General features: G+C 50.0%; 14 protein-coding genes, 1 pseudogene and 1 riboswitch. Of the genes and pseudogenes, 11 read left to right on the top strand and 4 right to left on the bottom strand.

All coding sequences use genetic code 11. The features are described 5' to 3' along the window. The first annotated feature begins 119 nt into the window (after positions 1-119). The 6 genes and pseudogenes from KGZ93_00195 to KGZ93_00170 all read left to right on the top strand — a co-directional run bounded on the left by KGZ93_00195 (position 120) and on the right by KGZ93_00170 (position 2,546). Positions 120-827 (top strand): ATP-binding protein, encoded by a 708-nt coding sequence (locus KGZ93_00195; protein MBS3908044.1) that lies wholly within the window; start codon positions 120-122, stop codon positions 825-827. Positions 828-996: 169 nt separating this feature from the next. Then, the gene (locus tag KGZ93_00190; protein MBS3908043.1) at positions 997-1,230 is read left to right on the top strand and encodes a CopG family transcriptional regulator; all 234 of its coding nucleotides are present in this window, start codon (positions 997-999) and stop codon (positions 1,228-1,230) included. After that, on the top strand, positions 1,217-1,474 hold the full coding sequence (locus KGZ93_00185; protein MBS3908042.1) for a type II toxin-antitoxin system RelE/ParE family toxin: 258 nt from the start codon (positions 1,217-1,219) through the stop codon (positions 1,472-1,474). The genes KGZ93_00190 and KGZ93_00185 overlap by 14 nt, the downstream gene beginning before the upstream one ends. Positions 1,475-1,511: 37 nt before the next feature. Then, positions 1,512-1,714 (top strand): annotated as a pseudogene (locus KGZ93_00180) (DUF2283 domain-containing protein). A 333-nt stretch (positions 1,715-2,047) separates the two neighbouring features. Then, positions 2,048-2,251, top strand: a complete 204-nt coding sequence (locus tag KGZ93_00175; protein ID MBS3908041.1) for a type II toxin-antitoxin system RelE/ParE family toxin — start codon at positions 2,048-2,050, stop codon at positions 2,249-2,251. Continuing rightward, a complete protein-coding gene (locus KGZ93_00170) occupies positions 2,217-2,546 on the top strand; it encodes a helix-turn-helix transcriptional regulator (GenBank protein MBS3908040.1) in 330 nt (109 codons plus the stop codon). The genes KGZ93_00175 and KGZ93_00170 overlap by 35 nt, the downstream gene beginning before the upstream one ends. A gap of 148 nt (positions 2,547-2,694) precedes the next feature. Here KGZ93_00170 and KGZ93_00165 read toward each other — a convergent pair whose 3' ends face one another. From KGZ93_00165 to KGZ93_00150, 4 genes are all read right to left on the bottom strand, one after another. Continuing rightward, positions 2,695-3,105, bottom strand: a complete 411-nt coding sequence (locus KGZ93_00165; protein ID MBS3908039.1) for a HEPN domain-containing protein — start codon at positions 3,103-3,105, stop codon at positions 2,695-2,697. Continuing rightward, a complete protein-coding gene (locus KGZ93_00160) occupies positions 3,048-3,737 on the bottom strand; it encodes a nucleotidyltransferase domain-containing protein (GenBank protein ID MBS3908038.1) in 690 nt (229 codons plus the stop codon). Before KGZ93_00160 ends, KGZ93_00165 begins: the two co-directional genes overlap by 58 nt. 741 nt (positions 3,738-4,478) lie before the next feature. Next, positions 4,479-4,841 carry a DUF5615 family PIN-like protein gene (locus KGZ93_00155; protein MBS3908037.1) on the bottom strand — a complete coding sequence of 121 codons (363 nt, stop codon included), beginning with the start codon at positions 4,839-4,841 and terminating at the stop codon, positions 4,479-4,481. A gap of 2 nt (positions 4,842-4,843) precedes the next feature. After that, positions 4,844-5,089: a DUF433 domain-containing protein gene (locus tag KGZ93_00150; GenBank protein MBS3908036.1), complete on the bottom strand. Its 246-nt coding sequence runs from the start codon at positions 5,087-5,089 to the stop codon at positions 4,844-4,846. A gap of 303 nt (positions 5,090-5,392) precedes the next feature. Between KGZ93_00150 and KGZ93_00145 the strand changes: the two genes are divergently transcribed. The 5 genes from KGZ93_00145 (at position 5,393) to KGZ93_00125 (ending at position 17,815) form a co-directional block, all read left to right on the top strand. Then, positions 5,393-7,480 carry a hypothetical protein gene (locus KGZ93_00145; protein ID MBS3908035.1) on the top strand — a complete coding sequence of 696 codons (2,088 nt, stop codon included), beginning with the start codon at positions 5,393-5,395 and terminating at the stop codon, positions 7,478-7,480. Between the two features lie 381 nt (positions 7,481-7,861). Then, positions 7,862-7,945, top strand: a riboswitch (cyclic di-GMP riboswitch). Between the two features lie 162 nt (positions 7,946-8,107). After that, on the top strand, positions 8,108-11,740 hold the full coding sequence (locus tag KGZ93_00140) for an S-layer homology domain-containing protein (GenBank protein MBS3908034.1): 3,633 nt from the start codon (positions 8,108-8,110) through the stop codon (positions 11,738-11,740). An 82-nt stretch (positions 11,741-11,822) separates the two neighbouring features. Next, positions 11,823-12,392, top strand: coding sequence for a hypothetical protein (locus KGZ93_00135; protein ID MBS3908033.1), 570 nt, complete (start codon positions 11,823-11,825; stop codon positions 12,390-12,392). 358 nt (positions 12,393-12,750) lie between these two features. Then, the gene (locus KGZ93_00130; protein ID MBS3908032.1) at positions 12,751-15,990 is read left to right on the top strand and encodes an S-layer homology domain-containing protein; all 3,240 of its coding nucleotides are present in this window, start codon (positions 12,751-12,753) and stop codon (positions 15,988-15,990) included. Positions 15,991-16,171: 181 nt separating this feature from the next. Further along, the gene (locus KGZ93_00125; protein MBS3908031.1) at positions 16,172-17,815 is read left to right on the top strand and encodes an S-layer homology domain-containing protein; all 1,644 of its coding nucleotides are present in this window, start codon (positions 16,172-16,174) and stop codon (positions 17,813-17,815) included. Position 17,816 lies beyond the last annotated feature (1 nt).

Raw genomic sequence — 17,816 nt, 5'->3', positions numbered from 1 at the left:
GAGCGCCTCACCCGAGGCGCTCTCTTATGTCCCGGCGTATTTTCTCTTAATTAAATGTGAATAATACGTTTCTGTAATCGTGAACTTTTCAGTGCTGAAAATAATTCTAAGCTTGCAAAATGAAAGCCGATATTTCATATTACATCATCGATGAAATCCAACGCATGCCGTCACTCTTCCCACTTCTGCGGGCATTGGTGGACCAAAAGAGAGCAGGAGGGCGATTTCTTATACTCGGCTCAGCCTCTCCCGCATTAATAAAACAAGCCTCGGAAAGCTTGGCCGGCAGGATAATCTATCATGAGTTGACGCCGTTTACAATGGAAGAGACAGGGTACGACAGCATTCAAAAACTCTGGTTGAGGGGTGGGTATCCCGAAAGCTATCTGGCTCATTTCAATACCAAGAAGAGGTTGATAAAATCACCGAAAGTATTTATCCGTGATTCGGGATTGCTTCATGCATTGTTAGGAATCAGGACATTTGAGGACCTGCAGGGTCATCCGGGACTGGGCAGCTCTTGGGAGGGGTTTATCGTCGAGCAAATAATCGGGCTTATACCAAAGAATTGGCGGGCATTTTTTTATCGCACGAGCGCGGGCGCGGAAATTGACTTATTGCTGCTTGATGCTGGAAATAGACCTGTTGCGGTGGAAGTAAAATATTCCGCAAGCCCAAAGGTTTCAAAAGGGTTCTGGATTGCGTGCGACGATCTATCTTGCGGGAAGGGGTTTGTCGTTTATCCGGGGGAAGAATCATATCCGATCGGAAACAATGTCTTTACGTTACCGGCCAAGGACTTGAGAGCGGTCATTGAAGGAGTTTAACACTTCTCTCTCAAAGGGATTATTCTTAGATCATGGGGTCTTAAGTATTAAAGTAAAACCATGCCTTGTAAACCACGTCTAGACGCGCCAGGGCTCGTCCCCTAAATTAACCTTGATGTCATAACGTCATAGCGCTATGATTTATGATATAGAACCAGGAGGTGACGTTATGACTACCCGAACAAAACGAGCAACTATATATTTAGATCCCGAACTTCATAAAGCGCTAAAGTTAAAAGCGGTTGAAACATTCCGGTCGGTATCGGAGATTGTTAATGATGCCGTTAGGGAGGCGCTTAGTGAGGATGCCGAAGATATCGCAGCGTTTGAAGAAAGGATCAAAGAGCCTTCGATCAGCTATGATGAAATGGTTAAGAGATTAAAAGAAAATGGCCGTCTATAGAATTTACTTTAAAGTATCTGTCGAAAAAGACTTCACCCAGATACCGAAAAAAGATATTAAGAAGATTCTAAAACGCATTGAAATGCCGGCCGAAGAGCCACGACCTACCGGTTGCGAAAAGCTGACCGGTCAAGATAGATATCGTATACGGCAAGGACGATATCGTGTCGTCTATTCAGTTGCGGACAACGATCATATGGTTTGGATAGTTAAAATTAGCCATCGTAAAGATGTCTACCGGTAAAGTGAATGTCGAGGGTTTGAGGAGGAGGAGGACAACGATGAAAATTAAGTATTTCAGTGATACCGACACGGCTCTTGTAGAATTTTCAGACAATCCGATTGAGGAAACGAGAGAAATCTCAGACTCTATATTGACCTTGATGCTGACGGCAACACGGTCAGTATGACGATTGAACATGCCAAAAAAACAGCACATTTGCCGGATGTTACATATCAGCAAATCGATAAAGAAACCGCCTAAATCCAGGCACCGGTCTTGAAAGTTTGTAAAAGCACAGAGTTTCTGCCTAATTTGGCGGTGGATAACTGAATAGAATATCAGCATATAAAGGAGCCTGTTTTTAAACAGTTTTGGGCTTATCTTAATAGAAATAGCCCGCTTTTTAGGTGACAATATATAGCACCTATGCTATATTGTACCTGTGAATCAGTGGTGCCTGATCTATTACGAAACCGCAAACGGAAGGTGCCCTGTTGTGGAGTACCTTGGCGCCCTCGAAACTAAAGAAGCTACTCGCATAACTTACGACCTCGACCTTTTAGAGTCGTTTGGCTTGGGACTAGGGGCGCCCACATTAGAAGCATTCGCGGTAAACTGTGGGAGCTGCGCGCCACCGGGCGGACACAGCACAGGGTTTTTTACTTCGCCGCGTCGGAGAAACGCCTGGTGTTATTACACGCCTTCACCAAGAAGACAGTAAAGACGCCGCCAGTTGAGATTGAAACAGCCCTACGAAGAATGAATGACTACAGGGAAAGGATGGAAAGTGAAACATAAAGATTACATTGCCGAAAGGGAGGCCCGGGACCCTGAGTTTAGGGAAGCACGCGAGGAGCTTAAACCCCAATATAAGTTTCGCCGAGCGATGATAGGTGCAAGGCTTGCTGCCGTACTGACTCAGGAGGAACTCGCCGAGCGCATGGGAACAACCCAATCGGCGATAGCAAGGCTTGAAAGTGGAAATCAGATGCCAACACTTGACACTCTTTTCAGACTGGCAACAGCGCTTGGTGTTGACTTCACCATCACGCCGGAGAAATCCCTGACGGCCAATCCGCACGAGGCAGCATAAGCGATATACATCCGCGAAGGGGTAGTTTGGATTTTAGCGTGAACTTTTCAGTGCTGAAAATAATTCTAAGCTTGCAAAACGAAAGCCTACATTTCATAAAACAAGGGCAGGGGGTGGCGTGATTATACTTAGTATTTGCTCAAGGGATTTACCTTACCAAGCCTTTAGCCCATCTATATATTCGGGATGCCTGGGCGACCATCGTTTCTACACCATCTTTCCTAATTGGCTTACTTTCATATTCCGCCTGAGTCTTCTTCGTTAAGATCTCAGTGATTTGTTTGATTTTGGTATCCAACTCGGTGACGTCTTTTAGGGGCAATGTCTTAAGGAGGTTTACAACCGTAGCATGATTTTCGCCTTTATGTCTGCAGCTAAGGAATTTTGCCGTAAGCGCATCGCAACTCGAAATTGTGGAGTGAACTGCGAGCACGGCGGCACCTTCATGATTGTTTTGTTTGAGCAGTTCTCTGGCGCCTTCAAGAAACCTTCTTGCTTTATTTATGAAGAGTTTTTCTTCGCCCGGATGTGTCGCCGCTGTCTTTGCTCCTTTTGCCAAAGATCTAGAACCTCCTCAAGGTCTTCTCCGTAAAGTTTCTTACCATAATGAGCTACTTCTTTTACGAGATTTAGACTCAATAGCTCATCGCAGTTTTTGCGCCTGTTGCAGTAAAAACTCATTATGTGAAGATGGTTACCAAAATGCTTACTTACTTCTTCTCTCACGGGATCCAATAACTCATCGAGTTTTGATTTATCGATGTCATCCTTGAATAGAAGAAATAGATCGATATCGCTATCAGGGCTCTCATCTTCTTTAACTATGCTTCCATAGAGGGATGCATGGATTAGTTTATTGCTTATGTCCTGGTTATCCCGTAACGCATGAGTTAATCTACCCTCAAGTTCTCGCATTACCGATTGTTCAGCTTCGAATAAAGCAGCTAACGGTTGATATAAGATATTGTTCTTGTTTAAAGAATAAAGATTGCTTCTTCCAACGTGTTTCACAGTAAGAATATCGCTACCTTCAAGCGCTTTTAAGTTTAGCCTGGAGGTAGCATGGGGAAGGCTGCTTAACCTAGAGATATGCCTACCTGTAAATTCACCGGGGAACTTAAAAAGCGTTCTAAGAATCTGAATTCTTGCCTCATTTGTAAACAATTGATCTAACGGTCGATTTATTTTCAAAGGATGCCTCCGCAACAATCATAACTTATGGCTATAATATTGTCCATATGATTAATATCGTAACCATGTGGACAATATTTAAACATAAATTGAATTCGTTATGACAAAATTGAGATCATCCGACAGTCGTGGCCGCCGATCGGCATATAAAAACGATTCCAACCCAGGTACCGGTCTTGAAAGATTGAATGTCGGGGTCAGACCTCGACAGCCTCCTCGAACAGCTAAAACTAATTCTTAGTGTCCCGTCATCGTGTCATTAATATATGCGCATGATGAGTCTGCCGTCACTATTGTCTTAATCTAAAAACTTAGCTAGGGAAGTAATCGGAGAGTGATAGCTGGTGTTATTGATAAAGTTCTTATTGAACAAGCAAAGGCCTATGGAACACGCACTTTTAGCAATGAACTCGCCCAATTTACCAACCACTTGAATCGAATTGAAGTAAGCCACTAATTTAGACGTATCTTTCAAAATCAACAAATGAGACTTCGCCCCTAGCTTCAACGAGGGAGGCGCAGTTCAGAAACGGTCGGTAGAGCGCCTGCCTTGCACGCAGGAGGTCATCGGTTCGAGCCCGTTATCCTCCACACCGAAACTAGAAGCCCTGTTAGAAATGCCAGAACTTCTGGTCTTAGTCACTACTGTCCGGTAAAGATTCCGGCCTAGGGGACGTTTCTACGGATATCGCACAACAAAGCCCGGAAGTCTTTTTCATTGAATATTAGAGCTATTACCGTTTACTTTCTAATCCTCAACCTCCCATTTTTATAAACGCAAAACTTGTTTAGAAGTTTATCTGAGTGCTCGTCTAATATCTTATTCATAATTTCGATTTTTTCGTCGGATTTCGCATCTTCAAGCCTTAACAGCAAAACCCCTCCGTGAGGCAACCTGGAATTAAAAACTAGCTCCCCAAAGTCCTTGTCCATCGTAATAACCATGCGGTTTTCAAAGACAGCCACTTTCAGTATTTCTTTGTCGAGCATACGAGGGTCTATATCTCTTATGCTTTTTAAGTCGTACCCCTGATCTTTAAGCCATTCTTCTAACCTTTTACCTACTCCCACATCCACTAAAAACTTTAAGTTTTTGTACTGCATCCTTAAGCGCCTTTGCCAATTTCAAAAACTTGCTCCTCGGTTACTAGCTCAGCAGCGTAGAGTAAAACAGCTTTAATATCTTCAGGCTCTAATTCAGGATAGTCGTCAAGTAATTCCTGAGTGGAAATTCCACTAGCTAGTGCTTTTAAGATTTGCTCAACAGTAATTCTTAAACCCCTTATGGTTGGCTTGCCAACCATAAGGTCGGGGTTGATAGTGATTCTTTCCAGTAGCTGCTGACCATTCATCTCTTTACCTCTTCTGTCTTTATGATGGAGAATTATGCGTAAGTTTTACTTAAGAAAGCGTTTCCTTATGTATACAAAAGCTTTAATTTTATACTAGCTTTTGTAAAAAAATAAGACAATAGGCGAAGGACCTCTGGCTTTCTGAAGTATCCGGTTACCGGTTCAAATTGTGAATTTGTGCCGCTTATCTTGTTAGTAAGATTTGATCATACTATAATTGTTAAACAAACGCATGCCAAACGATATATATTCTTCTTTTGAGGTAGCGATATACCGCAGCCTTACTTATTAAGGAATAAATCTATGGTTAAAGTTCAGATGCTAGGAAAGTTTGCCATATTAACTCAGGATGGCGAAGTTACGATTCCTGCCGGGAAGGTACGCCAACTCGCTGCATATGTCTTCTGGAAGCAAGGTGAATGGGTCAGGCGCGATGCGCTGCGCGGTATGTTTTGGGGTGACGTCGATGAGCAAAGGGCGGCGGGCAGCCTGCGCACCGCACTCCATCACTTAAGGCAAGCCCTTAATAAGGGTGGTGCTCCGCAGGATGTCTTGGAGATACACAGGGATGCGGTGCGTGTCCCTTTAAAGCGGGATTTTAGCTCCGACGCGTCGATCTTCGAAGCTCGGGCCATGGAAGAGGTTCATGGGGATACACCGGATATCAAGTCTCTGGTGGCGGCGGCCGGCATTTACCGGGGAGACTTTCTTGAGGACATGAACGAGGATTGGTGTTTGGCTGAACGCAGGCGCCTCTCCGATATCCATGCCGGGGTACTGCGAGAACTGGTCCAACGTCTTGCTGTTTCAGGTCTGAATCAGGTAGCCGTCTCGTATGCTCATCGTTGGCTTGCCATAGATCCGTTGGATGAGAGGGCGCACCGGTCCCTAATGCGTCTCTATGCCGCTATAGACCAACCGACCCGCATAGCGGAACAATTTGAAAGCTGCCGGCAGATACTAGATGTGGAGCTGGGTATCCCCCCGAGTGAAAAGACAATAAGCTTATATAAGAAGATAGGCCCAGATCTAAACGATTATTCTACTAGATCAACTGGCGGTAGTCGGCACAACGAGCTCCATCGGCAAGAGCTTAAGTCTCATAAAACCGAGCGCCTCTCAGATGATCCGCTACGCAATGCCAGCTTTCTTCTGGTATATGGTGAGGATAAGGCCCTGCAGGGCGATATCGACGAAGGTATGAAAGCGCTTGAGAAAGCGTTATCTATATATAAGCGACACGGGGATAGAAAGGGCGAGGCGCAGACCCGGCTGATTATAAGCGGTGCTCTTTTGTTTACGCCGGTGGAACCCAAACCCGGTAAAGCACTCGCATATATCGAGCCGGCACTTGTGTATTATCGTGAAGGCGAACAACCGTCTGACCTGTGTCGGGCGCTGTTGCTTGCGGCTGACGCCAATTGGCAGGTCGGACGTTTTGGCAGGGCAGCAACTTTGGCACATGAAGGTATGGGTCTAGCGCAAGCGTTTAGCGACAGGGGATCAGAAGCCAGGCTCTCTTTAATTCTTGGGTTAGCGCTTAGAGATCAGCATCGTCTGCAGGAGGCAAAGGCGGCATTTGATAAAGCCATTCAGTCTTTAACTTACTTTACGGACGCCCAGGACATTCAAAGAGTTATTTTCGAGCGTGCGCTTTTGGCACACTTAATGGGAGAGCGGCTGGTGGCAGAGCGATTCTTACGCGAGACGCTCGCCATAATCGGCAAGGTCACACCTTCGCCAAAGGTCGAGCAGCTCGAATTTGTGGCTCGCGCAAATTTATCGTTCACGCTATACCTCATGAACGAGCGGGACGAAGCGGTGGCGCTATGTCCGCCCCCTGAAGCAGGGAAGTACAGCCCAGGACACCTGGGGTTATTAACTTCACTTGTTCTTGCGGATTCGAACCCTGGGGCGTCCGTAAAGGTTTTAGAGGAGTGGCTGAGAGGTAATATTTCGCAACTCCCGTCGTATTATGTTGAACCAACAATTGTGGTAATGGTGTGGCAGTTGCATGGCTTTGGCATGGCCAAAGAAGCGGCGCGATGGGCGGCGGTAGGAATACGCTTCGCGCGCGCCAAAGGCTGGCCCCGGTGGACGTCGCCGTTTTATAGCTACCGGGCATTAGCCCTAGCCCGGATGGGGCGACTGGAGGCCGCAAGTATCTGCATTCGCCGGGCTGAAGAGAATGCAGATGAGGCTTGTTATTCTACGCCGGCCTGGGTTGCATGGGCTAATGGTCTAGTTTCAAAAGCGAGGGGAGACATCGATTCCGCGACCCGGTATTTGAAGCAGAGTATAGACTTATTCAACCACATGAACGATCGCTTTCGTGCGCGACAGGTCGAAATTGATCTGCGGGAATTGCCCGCAACCACCCTAATTACCTAACCCTCCTTAGATGTCCACATGTGCCCGATGTATGGCCGGGCCATGCATAACGTTAAGCCTCAGCACAACTACTACAGCATCACACATGCATTGATTAGAACTTGTCATTCTAAGGGAGCGACAGCGACCGAAGAATCTCAAGCTACAGCTCAACGCAGCATGTATGAGATTCTTCGTTTCGTTCAGAACGACAATTCATAAAACATGTGATGGAGCACTACATGCCGGACTTATTTTTGAAAAAATCAAAAACTCGCAGCACAAAGATATCATTTTTAACGATTATTTAACGATAGCTTGATATCCTAGCAGTCAATGGCTATTTGCCTAGATAACTGAGCCCTAATGATTTAGGATGATTCAGCTTATTCAGGTCACACTAAATGATTGGGTAGCAATGAAGGCATGTCTCTATGTGGTCACTTGGACATGCTGGAGCTAGTAGTGAAACCGACCCTCAAGTTTTAAGGGTCGGTTTTTGTATTTTATAGATAGAAATAGAAGGATCGAAATAGCATCAAAGCGTTTTGTAAAGGAGGGTTCGCTAAGCAGATTCATATAGATAAGGGCTTTTAGCTCAGCTAAGGGTTGCAAGCCATGTAGTTTTAACTTTAAGGAGGACCATAAATGAATGGAAGAAGTAAGTTAAAAGGGAGGGTAAGATACCGCAAGCTACTTGCAGTTATCACAATTCTCTCCATGTTAACCGGCATCCTACCCGTCTTTCCCGTCTACGCCGGTATCGATCATACCGCCACCAATGTCGCTGAACTGGATGCTGCGCTGGCAGGGGTAGGCGCTGGAGAAACCAGGACTATTAAACTGCTTGCCGATATAAATTACAACCAGGGCATCAGCATCACCGAGGGCAGAAACATCATTTTTAACTTGAATGGTTTTAATCTGAATGTCACTAATAGCGGTGGTGAGGGGCTTAAGGTAACGAGCGGGAGCGTTGGCTATTCCGGAGCGGGCGCGTTCAACGTCACCGGTACTTCCTGCGGGGTGAGCGCCAACGGCAGTAGCGCCTCGGCAACTGTGACCAACGCTACGGCAACCGCAGAGGGCGGAAATGGCGCAGTTGCCATCAACGGCGGAAGCATTGTCGTCAATGGCAATGCGCAGGGCGGATACAACGGAGTCAGCGTCGCCAATACCGGCAGCATGGCTGTTGTCAACGGCAACGCCACCGGTATTACCGCTTCCGACAGCAGCGGTGCAAGGGCCAGCCATGGCGGAAGCGTCACCGTAAATGGCGGTACTGCACAGGGCGTGATGTATGGCGCTTATTCCAACGGTAGCGGCAGCCTTATCACGATCAACGGCGGTGATGCCATCGGTACCGGTCCCTACAGCCACGGTGCGCATGCCGAGATAGACGGAAGCATTCGTATAGACGGGGATGTACAGGGCACACAATACGGCGTTGTTTCCGGTATCGACACCTCTGTTGTCGTTACCGGCAATGTTACGGTAACCGCTGCGGCGAACGGATTCGGCGTGTATGCAGAACGCGGAGGCAGGATTGAAGTTGGAGGCAATGTCGTGGCAAACGGCTCCAGCCTGGGCGCGTATGCCACCTACAGCGAGATTACGATTGACGGTGCAATCCTGGCGACAAATTATATAAAGGTTTATGATCATAGCACTGAAGCATTTGTTTATAAGGACGGGAGCGCGGGCAGCCGCACAATTCCCACAACCAAGGCCGGCTATTATACCTATTCCGAAGGCACCAGCATCGTCTGGGTCAAGGAAGAATTAACCATCGAGCCTGCTCCTAACTATATTACCACCAACTTTGACAGTATGTTCATGTCCCCCGGACAGTGGCCCCAGATTTCTGTTACAGCTTTTTATACAGGCAGTAACAAGGAGGTTACCGGTGACGCTGAATTTGTTAGCAGTGATACCGGTGTGGTACTGGCCAGCCATACCGACCCCAACTACCCCGACAAGGATGGTAACGGTTGGACCCTGGCTATAGCCTCCGGTAAAGCCACTATTACTGTTAGTTATGGCGGTAAGATAAAAGAAATCCCTGTAACAGTTATCGATAAGACAATTGAACCAATTTTTAACGGTTATTCCCCCGGCGATACGCCAGGTACTTACATAGCCAACTGGGGCTATAAGAACAACAATACCTTTGAAGTCTCTGTGTCGGATGAAAACTCCTTTTTCGATTTGCCTCCAACCGACACCAGAAAACCTATCACTACTTTCAGCCCTGGAGCTGTCGATGATGCCTTCCAGACAGAGTTTACCGATGATCTAACCTGGACTATTAAACAGCCTAACGGTGTCGAGTATAATGCTACAGCGGCGGCCAGCATTTGCGAAATCGACGGCACGGGCTATACAACGCTGGACAACGCGCTGAACGCGGTGCCGGAAGCCGGGGCAACGGCGACCACGATAAAGTTATTGCAGGATATCAATTATATCGGCGGCATCACGGTGGCTAATAAAAAAATTACCTTTGACTTAAACGGCAAAACGTTGTCGGTTGACAGCACGGCGGAAATAGGACTGACTGTTACAAACGGCAGTGTAATCGATATAACAAACCCCGGCGCATTCAATGTTACGGGCAGTAAAACGGGGCTGTATGCTTACAAATCAACCGTTAAAGTCACCAATGCCAATAGTGGTACGAATTTCGGAGTTAATGCCAGAGATAATAGTGATATAACTGTGACAAATGATGTAACATCGGCTTCATACATGGCTGCGTCTGCCAGCGGCGGAAGTAAGATTAGCATAGGAGGTAATGTTTCAGGCGCTAATTATGGTGTTTACGCCCAAGACGCCGGCACTGACATTACAGTTACAGGAAACGTTTCAGCGACTAATTATAGTGGTTGTGGCGCTCATTCCAGGGGTGGTGCAACTGTTACGATTCACGGCAATGTCACTGCAGCAGGCAGTAATAGTACAGGTGCAAATTTAAATACAGGCGGAACATTAACCGTTGACGGCATCATTACCGCCCAAAGTTATATTAAGTTCGGAACAGTTGTAAAGACTGCAGCGGATATAACGACCCCCACCACCAAGGACGGCTACAGCACTTATACCGATGGCACCAGCACCGTCTGGGTCAAGGAAGCTGCTCCGGCGGACACCACCCCGCCTAGTGTTCCTACAGGCTTGGAAGTGACTGACCGTACCACATCCAGCATCACCATCGCCTGGGATGCTTCCACAGACGCCGGCGGCATCGCCGGCAATGATATTCAAATGAAGCAGGGCAGCGGCGGCACTTATTCCATCGTTGGATCGACCGGCGGAGATGAAACCGGGTTCACGAAGACCGGTTTGAGCGCTTCTACAACCTATTATTTCCAGGTGCGGGCCAAGGATGAGAATGCCAACGTCTCGGATTGGTCCGCTGAGATAAGCGCCACCACCAGGAGCAGTGAGGGCGGCGGGATATCGGTTCCTTCAGCCCCGCTCAACCTGAGGCTCGCATCGAACGAGGACGCGATCCATCTGGTGTGGGATCCGGTGAAAGAATCCAACATCAAGGGCTATCACATCTATCGCAGCGAGAAGGGCTCAAGCAGCACGCCAATGCGCTTGACAGAAGAGCCTCAAAAAGACGTCCAGTTCAAAGACCGTTCTGCCACGACCGGAACAACCTATATCTATTACGCTATTGCGGTTAACAACTACGGGTGGGAGAGCCTGAAGTCGAACACCGTAGAAGCCGCCCTTGCCGTACGGGGCATCTTAGCTATGTCAGACGTCCCATCCAACGCGTGGTATAAAGATTACGTCGAGAAGCTTCTTTTAAAAGAGGTTCTCGATGGCTATACCGATGGCGCGTTTAGGCCGAATGGCAAGATAACGAGAGCCGAGTTTGCAAAGATGCTTGTGCTTGCCATGGGGTGGGAGGTAAAGAACCCGGATAAAACATCGTTCCCAGATGTGGCGGAATCTTCCAGCGCGTACGAGTACATCGAGACCGGTGTGGAAAAAGGCGTTCTTCAAGGCTACAAAGAAGACGGCACCTTTAGACCCGATCGCTTTATATCCCGAGAGGAAATGGCAAAAATCATAGCCATGACACTGTCTCTTCCAGAGGCCGAGGCCACATTTAAAGACATCGATACATCCTGGGCGAAGGAGTTCATTAAGGCTTGTGCTAAAGCCGGTATTATCAACGGCTATCCGGGGGATAATACCTTCAAGCCGAAAAACCATACGACCAGAGCTGAGGCGGCAGCGATGATCGCCAGGATGCTTAAGGATTAATCACTTCAATTGATAAGCGATAAAACAGGGGGCCTAGAAAGGGCCCTCTATTCTAACTGATGGAAGGGAAGGAGATTTTAAATTGAAAACAAAAAAAATGCTAATCATGTTTATTGCCCTGGTTTTTGTGCTTGCACTATTGTCCGGCTGCGGTGACGCACCGAAAAGTGAGAATACAAGTCAGCCGCAGGCCGGCAATGAGGGCCAATCGACAGCGTCCACACCGAAGGCTGAAACGCCGCAGAAGGAGGCCAAAGTTTCGATTGTTCCTCCCGCTGGCTGGAATACGGTGCAAGGCTCGACCGTGGCGGTACAATACTTGAAAAACGGCGCCAGCTTTATGGTGGTGGAAGACAACTTTAATCAGGGCAAGACCCTGGAAGATGTTGTTAAAGAAGCAAAAGCCGCTATAGATGGCGAGTTTCAAGATATTAAATACGAAGGTGAGACGGAGGCCATAACGGTTGACGGCAAGGATGCCCGGAAATTCTTCTTTACATCCAAAGCATACGGTATACAGATGAAATATGAATATGTCTATCTTTTTGTTGGCGAATCGCTTTATCAGATTACATTCGGGGATGCGGCGAATACGTTTGACTCGCTTGCCGCAGATTACGAGAAAATCCTTTCAGATATTCGATTCCAGTAAAATTATGCGACTTTTTGAAGAGCTATGGTTTTGAAATGAATTTCACATATGCAACAGCACAAAGCGCTATAATAGCCATCAAGTAGAAGGATTCTCGCCGAATGCGATCTTTCCAGGGAAGAATTCTTAGAACTGCTAAGTTAACACCCCATCCTTTCGGCTAGTAGCCCTCCAGTCATACCCCTAAATAGGCACCGTGCTACCACACGGTCACTATATCTAAAACCACAGGTAAGAGCAGTATGCGCTAGGGCATATAAAATGTGCTTTTTCTAATGGCGTTTATCGTTAATTCCGCTGGGCAATAGTCTCTCTAGCTTTAGTATTGCGCGATATCGAAGAGGGGAGATGGCGGTCGATGACTAAGTTACGTTTTTTGGATGCGCGCTTACAGCGTTATGCGCGCAAAGGTCGTTTAGCGATATTAACCATATCGTTTGTCTTATGTGCGATGGTAGCCACAGCTATAGCCGCATCCGGCGGAGGGTCGGGAGGGGTGCTCGCATCATCGGTGCCGGAGACGACCTCGACGCCGTTTGCTCTGGCCGACCTTACGGCGGACGCCGTAATCGGGTTCAATTATATGCCGGAGACGACCGCCACAATCGAGATCTATGACGGGGTATTAAAGACGGGGACAGCGGCGGCCCGTACAAATAAGGATGGATATTTCGAGGCGAAACTCGGGGGTTCCGGTATAGACATCAAGAACGGCAATCGTGTAGTCGTAAAAGCGGGCAAGCAGAGTACCGTCTTTACGACGAATCTTTTCGCCGCCGCCGATTTCAATCCCGGGGTCGTCTCGGGGAAGACCGATGGCGGGAGCATTGTTTGCCTCACCGTTAGACCCGCGGATTCGAATGTTGATACCCATACCATCACCAATGCCGATAGCTCAGGCTCTTTTAGGGCTATTTCAAATTTTAGCCTAAACGACCGCATATGGGTCTCCTCGCTCCATCCCAACGGCAACCTGACGCAAATGGAGCTTATCTTCGGCACAGCGAGCCGAGCGCTTTTTCAACCGATTGTCTACGCGGGGGATACGACTAAAACGGCGGGGGATACGACTAGAACGGCCGGGGTTATCGAGATAAGAGAGATCAAGCCGACTTCGCTCACCTCTACGACTACTGCAAACGAGGTGACGGTAAGGCTTCTCACCCCCGGCGTGACCTTCGCGTCGGGGCCGAACGCGACACCCTTGAGACTTCAGCTCGCCGACCCGAAGGCGCTCTTGTCGGAGGGTAACACCAAAGCCACATGGCGTGTAAGTCAATCGACCACCACCACGGCGGGGAGCATCATTCTTAGCGACATTGAATATAATGTCGGTACATCGACGGCCTCCGGGCCGGTCGAGCTTAAGGTCGGGGGCAGCGCCGGCGTGACATCGGAGACCGTAAGCAATGCGAGGGTATTTCCTTCATCGAGCAAAACGAATTTCGACCTCGCTATCAAGGTTGTAGATACCGCTACCCCTACCGGCGACTCTTTAAATGGTGCCAGGGTGAGAATCCTCAAAGGCGACGGCGTGTTCACGCAGCAGTACAATCCGACTTCCGGGTCGTTCCGATTCGACCTGCCCGCCGGGGAGTACGGCATCTATATAACGCGCCTCGGCCACGAGGCCATTCGCACAACGATTGACCTTACCGAGAATACAGCGACCGTCTTCGGGCTTAACAAGACCGATATAGGCGTAATGGTCCCCGAAGGTGCCGCCAACATCGCTTTTGAGCAAATCGAGTCACTGCTGCAGGATATGGGCTACCGGGTGTCGGTCATTACCGAAGACGACCTCGCGGACGCCGGGCGACTGAAAGCTAATCTCAAAGCGCTCTTTATCAACTCATCGAGCGTAGCCTTTTCAAGCGGCAGTGTCTCGGCAATCAAAGAGTTTGTCGAGGACGGCGGCTCGCTCTATATATCGGATGCATCATTTGGCTTGATGAACGCGGCCTTTCCGGGAAAACTCACGTTTAAGGCCAATCCGTGGATTACGGTCGCGCAGAAAATCAATGCGCGCGTCGAGGACGGCGGCTTTGCGGATTACCTAGGACTGACCAGCCCGGCGAATTTGACACTCGACTTCAGTAAAATTGCGCCGTGGGTCTCAATCGATAAAGTTGCACCTGAGGTGGATGTTTATGTTTCCGGCAATATCAAAACAGGCGCAGGCGGCTCAACCGTCCTCAACAATAAACCTCTGGTTGCGGGTTTCAACGAGGGGCTGGGACGCGTCCTCTACACCAGCTATTACGCAAACCCTGAAAACGGCGCGCTCGACGAAAACGGCCGCAAACTTCTCACCTATTGTGCTCTGAGCACGCTCGCGGGACGAGAGATAAGCGCTATGCAGGCTAACCTTAAGGCTGAAGGTTATGCTGTGGAGAAGATAAATGTCGGCCGTTTAAGCGCCGGTGAGACATCGACGGCTTGTGGAATAAACATAGGCGCGGCTAAAGATGTAAAAGCAAGATTGGCCGTGCAGTCGGGCGAATACGTGTTGAGTGTGTTGCAGCCTGACGGCAAGTTACATGCGGCAACCGCGAAGAACTCGTCTTTAGCCACCGTCTCTGTTACGAACGCGCCGCCCGGAGAATGGAAATACTGGGTTCAGGCGAACGATGCTGGCAACGGTTTACCATATGTTATCGGCATTGGGGTCAGACCGACGCCGCCGCCGCCGGTTAAACCCGGTCCAAACACGGGCGGCGGCCCCTCCGGCGGCAGTGGCGGCCCTTCGGGCGATGACAACGACACACCCCCGGCGGTTTTGCCGGAGCCGATCGGTTTGAAGGCCGAGGCGGGTAACGGAAAGATAACACTTACCTGGAACACCGCAACCATGCAATCGTCGGCGCCCCGGATAGCCGGTTACAATATCTACCGGGGAACCGAGGCCGGCCTGGTGGCGCGAATCAATAGTTCGCCGCTGACGACGACATCATATTCCGACACGGCGGTCGAGACGGACATCACTTACTATTATTGGGTGACTACCGTCGGCTCAGACGGCAAAGAGAGTGCGCCCTCCGACTACGCGACGGCTTCGCTCACCGCGGTCTTGCCCGACCTTACATTTAAGGACACGCCGGCAGCCGCCTGGTACATGGCCTATGTCAAGAAACTGGTCACGGCGGGCATTATAGACGGGTATAGAGATGGGCGTTTCCGTCCGAATGCCAACATAACACGCGCCGAGTTCTGCAAAATAGTATTAGCCGCGTTGGGCGAGACCCCGCTGGGTGGTGCGGCGCCGTCCTTTAAGGATACCGGCGGGCACTGGGCGCAAGGCCATATCGAGAAAGCTAAATCGCTAGGCTTTATCGATGGATACAAAGATGGGCGTTTCCGTCCGAATGCCAACATAACACGCGCCGAGATATGCAAAATAGTAGCGTATGCAAAACAATATCGCCTCGGGGAGACCTTCAACGCGTTCCCGGACTGCAACGGGCACTGGGCCGAGATTTATGTCGCGACCGCTAAAGAAAACGGCGTGGTATCCGGTTTCCCGGACGGCACATTTCGCCCGTCGGCCAACGCAACACGAGCCGAAGCAGCCAAAATGATAGCGGTGATGATGGAATAGCAGGGTTGAGCGCCGATAACAGTGCTTCGCCCATAGATGGTGATAACCGACTCTGAGCGGGTAGTCCTTAACGCGTATCCTTATTAAAGCCCCCCGAATATGCGGCCGATACAAACATATGGGTTTATTTGACAGTTCTCATGTTTTTGATTGGCGTAAATCGGCTTTTCCGGGGGCTCACATGCATCGAAAGAGACTATCGCTTACCATCGCAGCAATCTGCGCTACGGTGCTGCTGTCGATCTCGTTTACGGCAAACGCCGTCTCAAGCGGGAGCATATCCGGCAAGACGACCGCGGCCGGAACCGGAACGGCGATTCAAGGCATGTATGTCGAGGCCATGCCGGTCGATGCGACCGGTAATTTTGACCCCGCGAGGAGCGGCACCTATAAGACTTTCACCGACTCCGCCGGCGCCTACGCGATAGGGGGGCTTCCGGCGGGAGGCTATAAGGTAATCATCAATGCCGCGCTCGCCCAAAACGATGACGCGCGCCAATATATATTCCAGCTCTATAACGGCAAGCCTACTTGGGATACCGCGAACGTAGTCGGGGTCGAAGGCGGTGTCGCCACCAATAACATCGACGTGTCGATGTACGTAGGCGGAAGAGTGACCGGCAGAGTGACCGGTGCGCCCGCGGCGACGGTCTTTGCCATACCGGTGCTCAACAGCGGCCTTCTCGATGTCAACAGGTATATGCGCCAGGCTTCGATCGATGCTTCGGGTAACTATACGGTCATTGGTCTAGCGTCCGGCTATTATAAGGTTCAGGCCTACCAAATCGGCTATATGGACGCATATTATAATAGCAAGACGACATTCGAAACGGCCGACAAGATCTTTGTCGGCGCCCCAAACACCGTGCCCGGCATCGACTTCACCATGGTCGTCGGTGAGAGCGGAGGCGGACCGGGCGGCGGCGCCGGCGCGGACGGCCCTGTCGGTGGCGGAACCGGCGGAGGAGCAGGCGGCGGCGGAGGCGGCGGAGCAGAGCCCGGAGGCAAACCACCGACGCCGACCGGCTTAAAAGCCTCGTATAAAGAGGGCAAGGTTACGCTTACCTGGAATCCGGTGACCGCGACCGGCCTCACCGGATATAATATCTACCGTGCCGAAGACGTCAAAGCGGCGGGCGCCAAGCTCAACTCGGGCGATGTCGGTGCGGCAACGTATGTCGATGGGACGGTCGAAGGTTTGAAGACCTACTATTATTACGTGACGGCCGCAGCTGGCGGGTCGCTCGAAAGCGACCCCAGCGTCAGGGTAGCGCTCGTCATCGATGAGCTGCTCGAGCCGGTGCTCTTCAAGGACGTCGGACGCGAACACTGGGCCTATGCCTTCATCGGTCGCCTGGCGGCGATGAAAATAGTCGGCGGCTACAGCGACGGCACGTTTCGCCCCGGCAATAGTGTGACCAGGGCCGAGTTCGCGAAGATGATAGTCGTCGCCTCGGGCTGGACGCCGGCGACTCCCGCTTCGCCGTCCTTCAAAGATGTCCCGGCGAGCCACTGGGCGTACTCCTACATCGAGACGGCGAAAGCGCGCGGTGTTATCGGCGGCTATCCGGGCGGCGTCTTCAAACCCGGAAACAACATCAAGCGGGCCGAGATATGCGCGATGGTCGTCCGCTCACAAACATATCCTGTCGATAAGAGCGGCACCGGGTTTACGGATATCGACGCCAGCCATTGGGCTTACGAGATGGTAATGACCGCCAAGAACAAGGGCATCGTCGGCGGCTATCCGGGCGGCGTCTTCAAGCCGGACGGTCTCGCATCGAGGGCCGAGGCGAGCAAGATGATTTATTCGGTTATCCAATAAT

The sequence above is a fragment of the Actinomycetota bacterium genome, from assembly GCA_018333515.1.
Lineage (GTDB): Bacteria > Actinomycetota > Aquicultoria > Aquicultorales > Aquicultoraceae > Aquicultor.
This window is presented reverse-complemented; position numbering and strand designations above follow the sequence as displayed.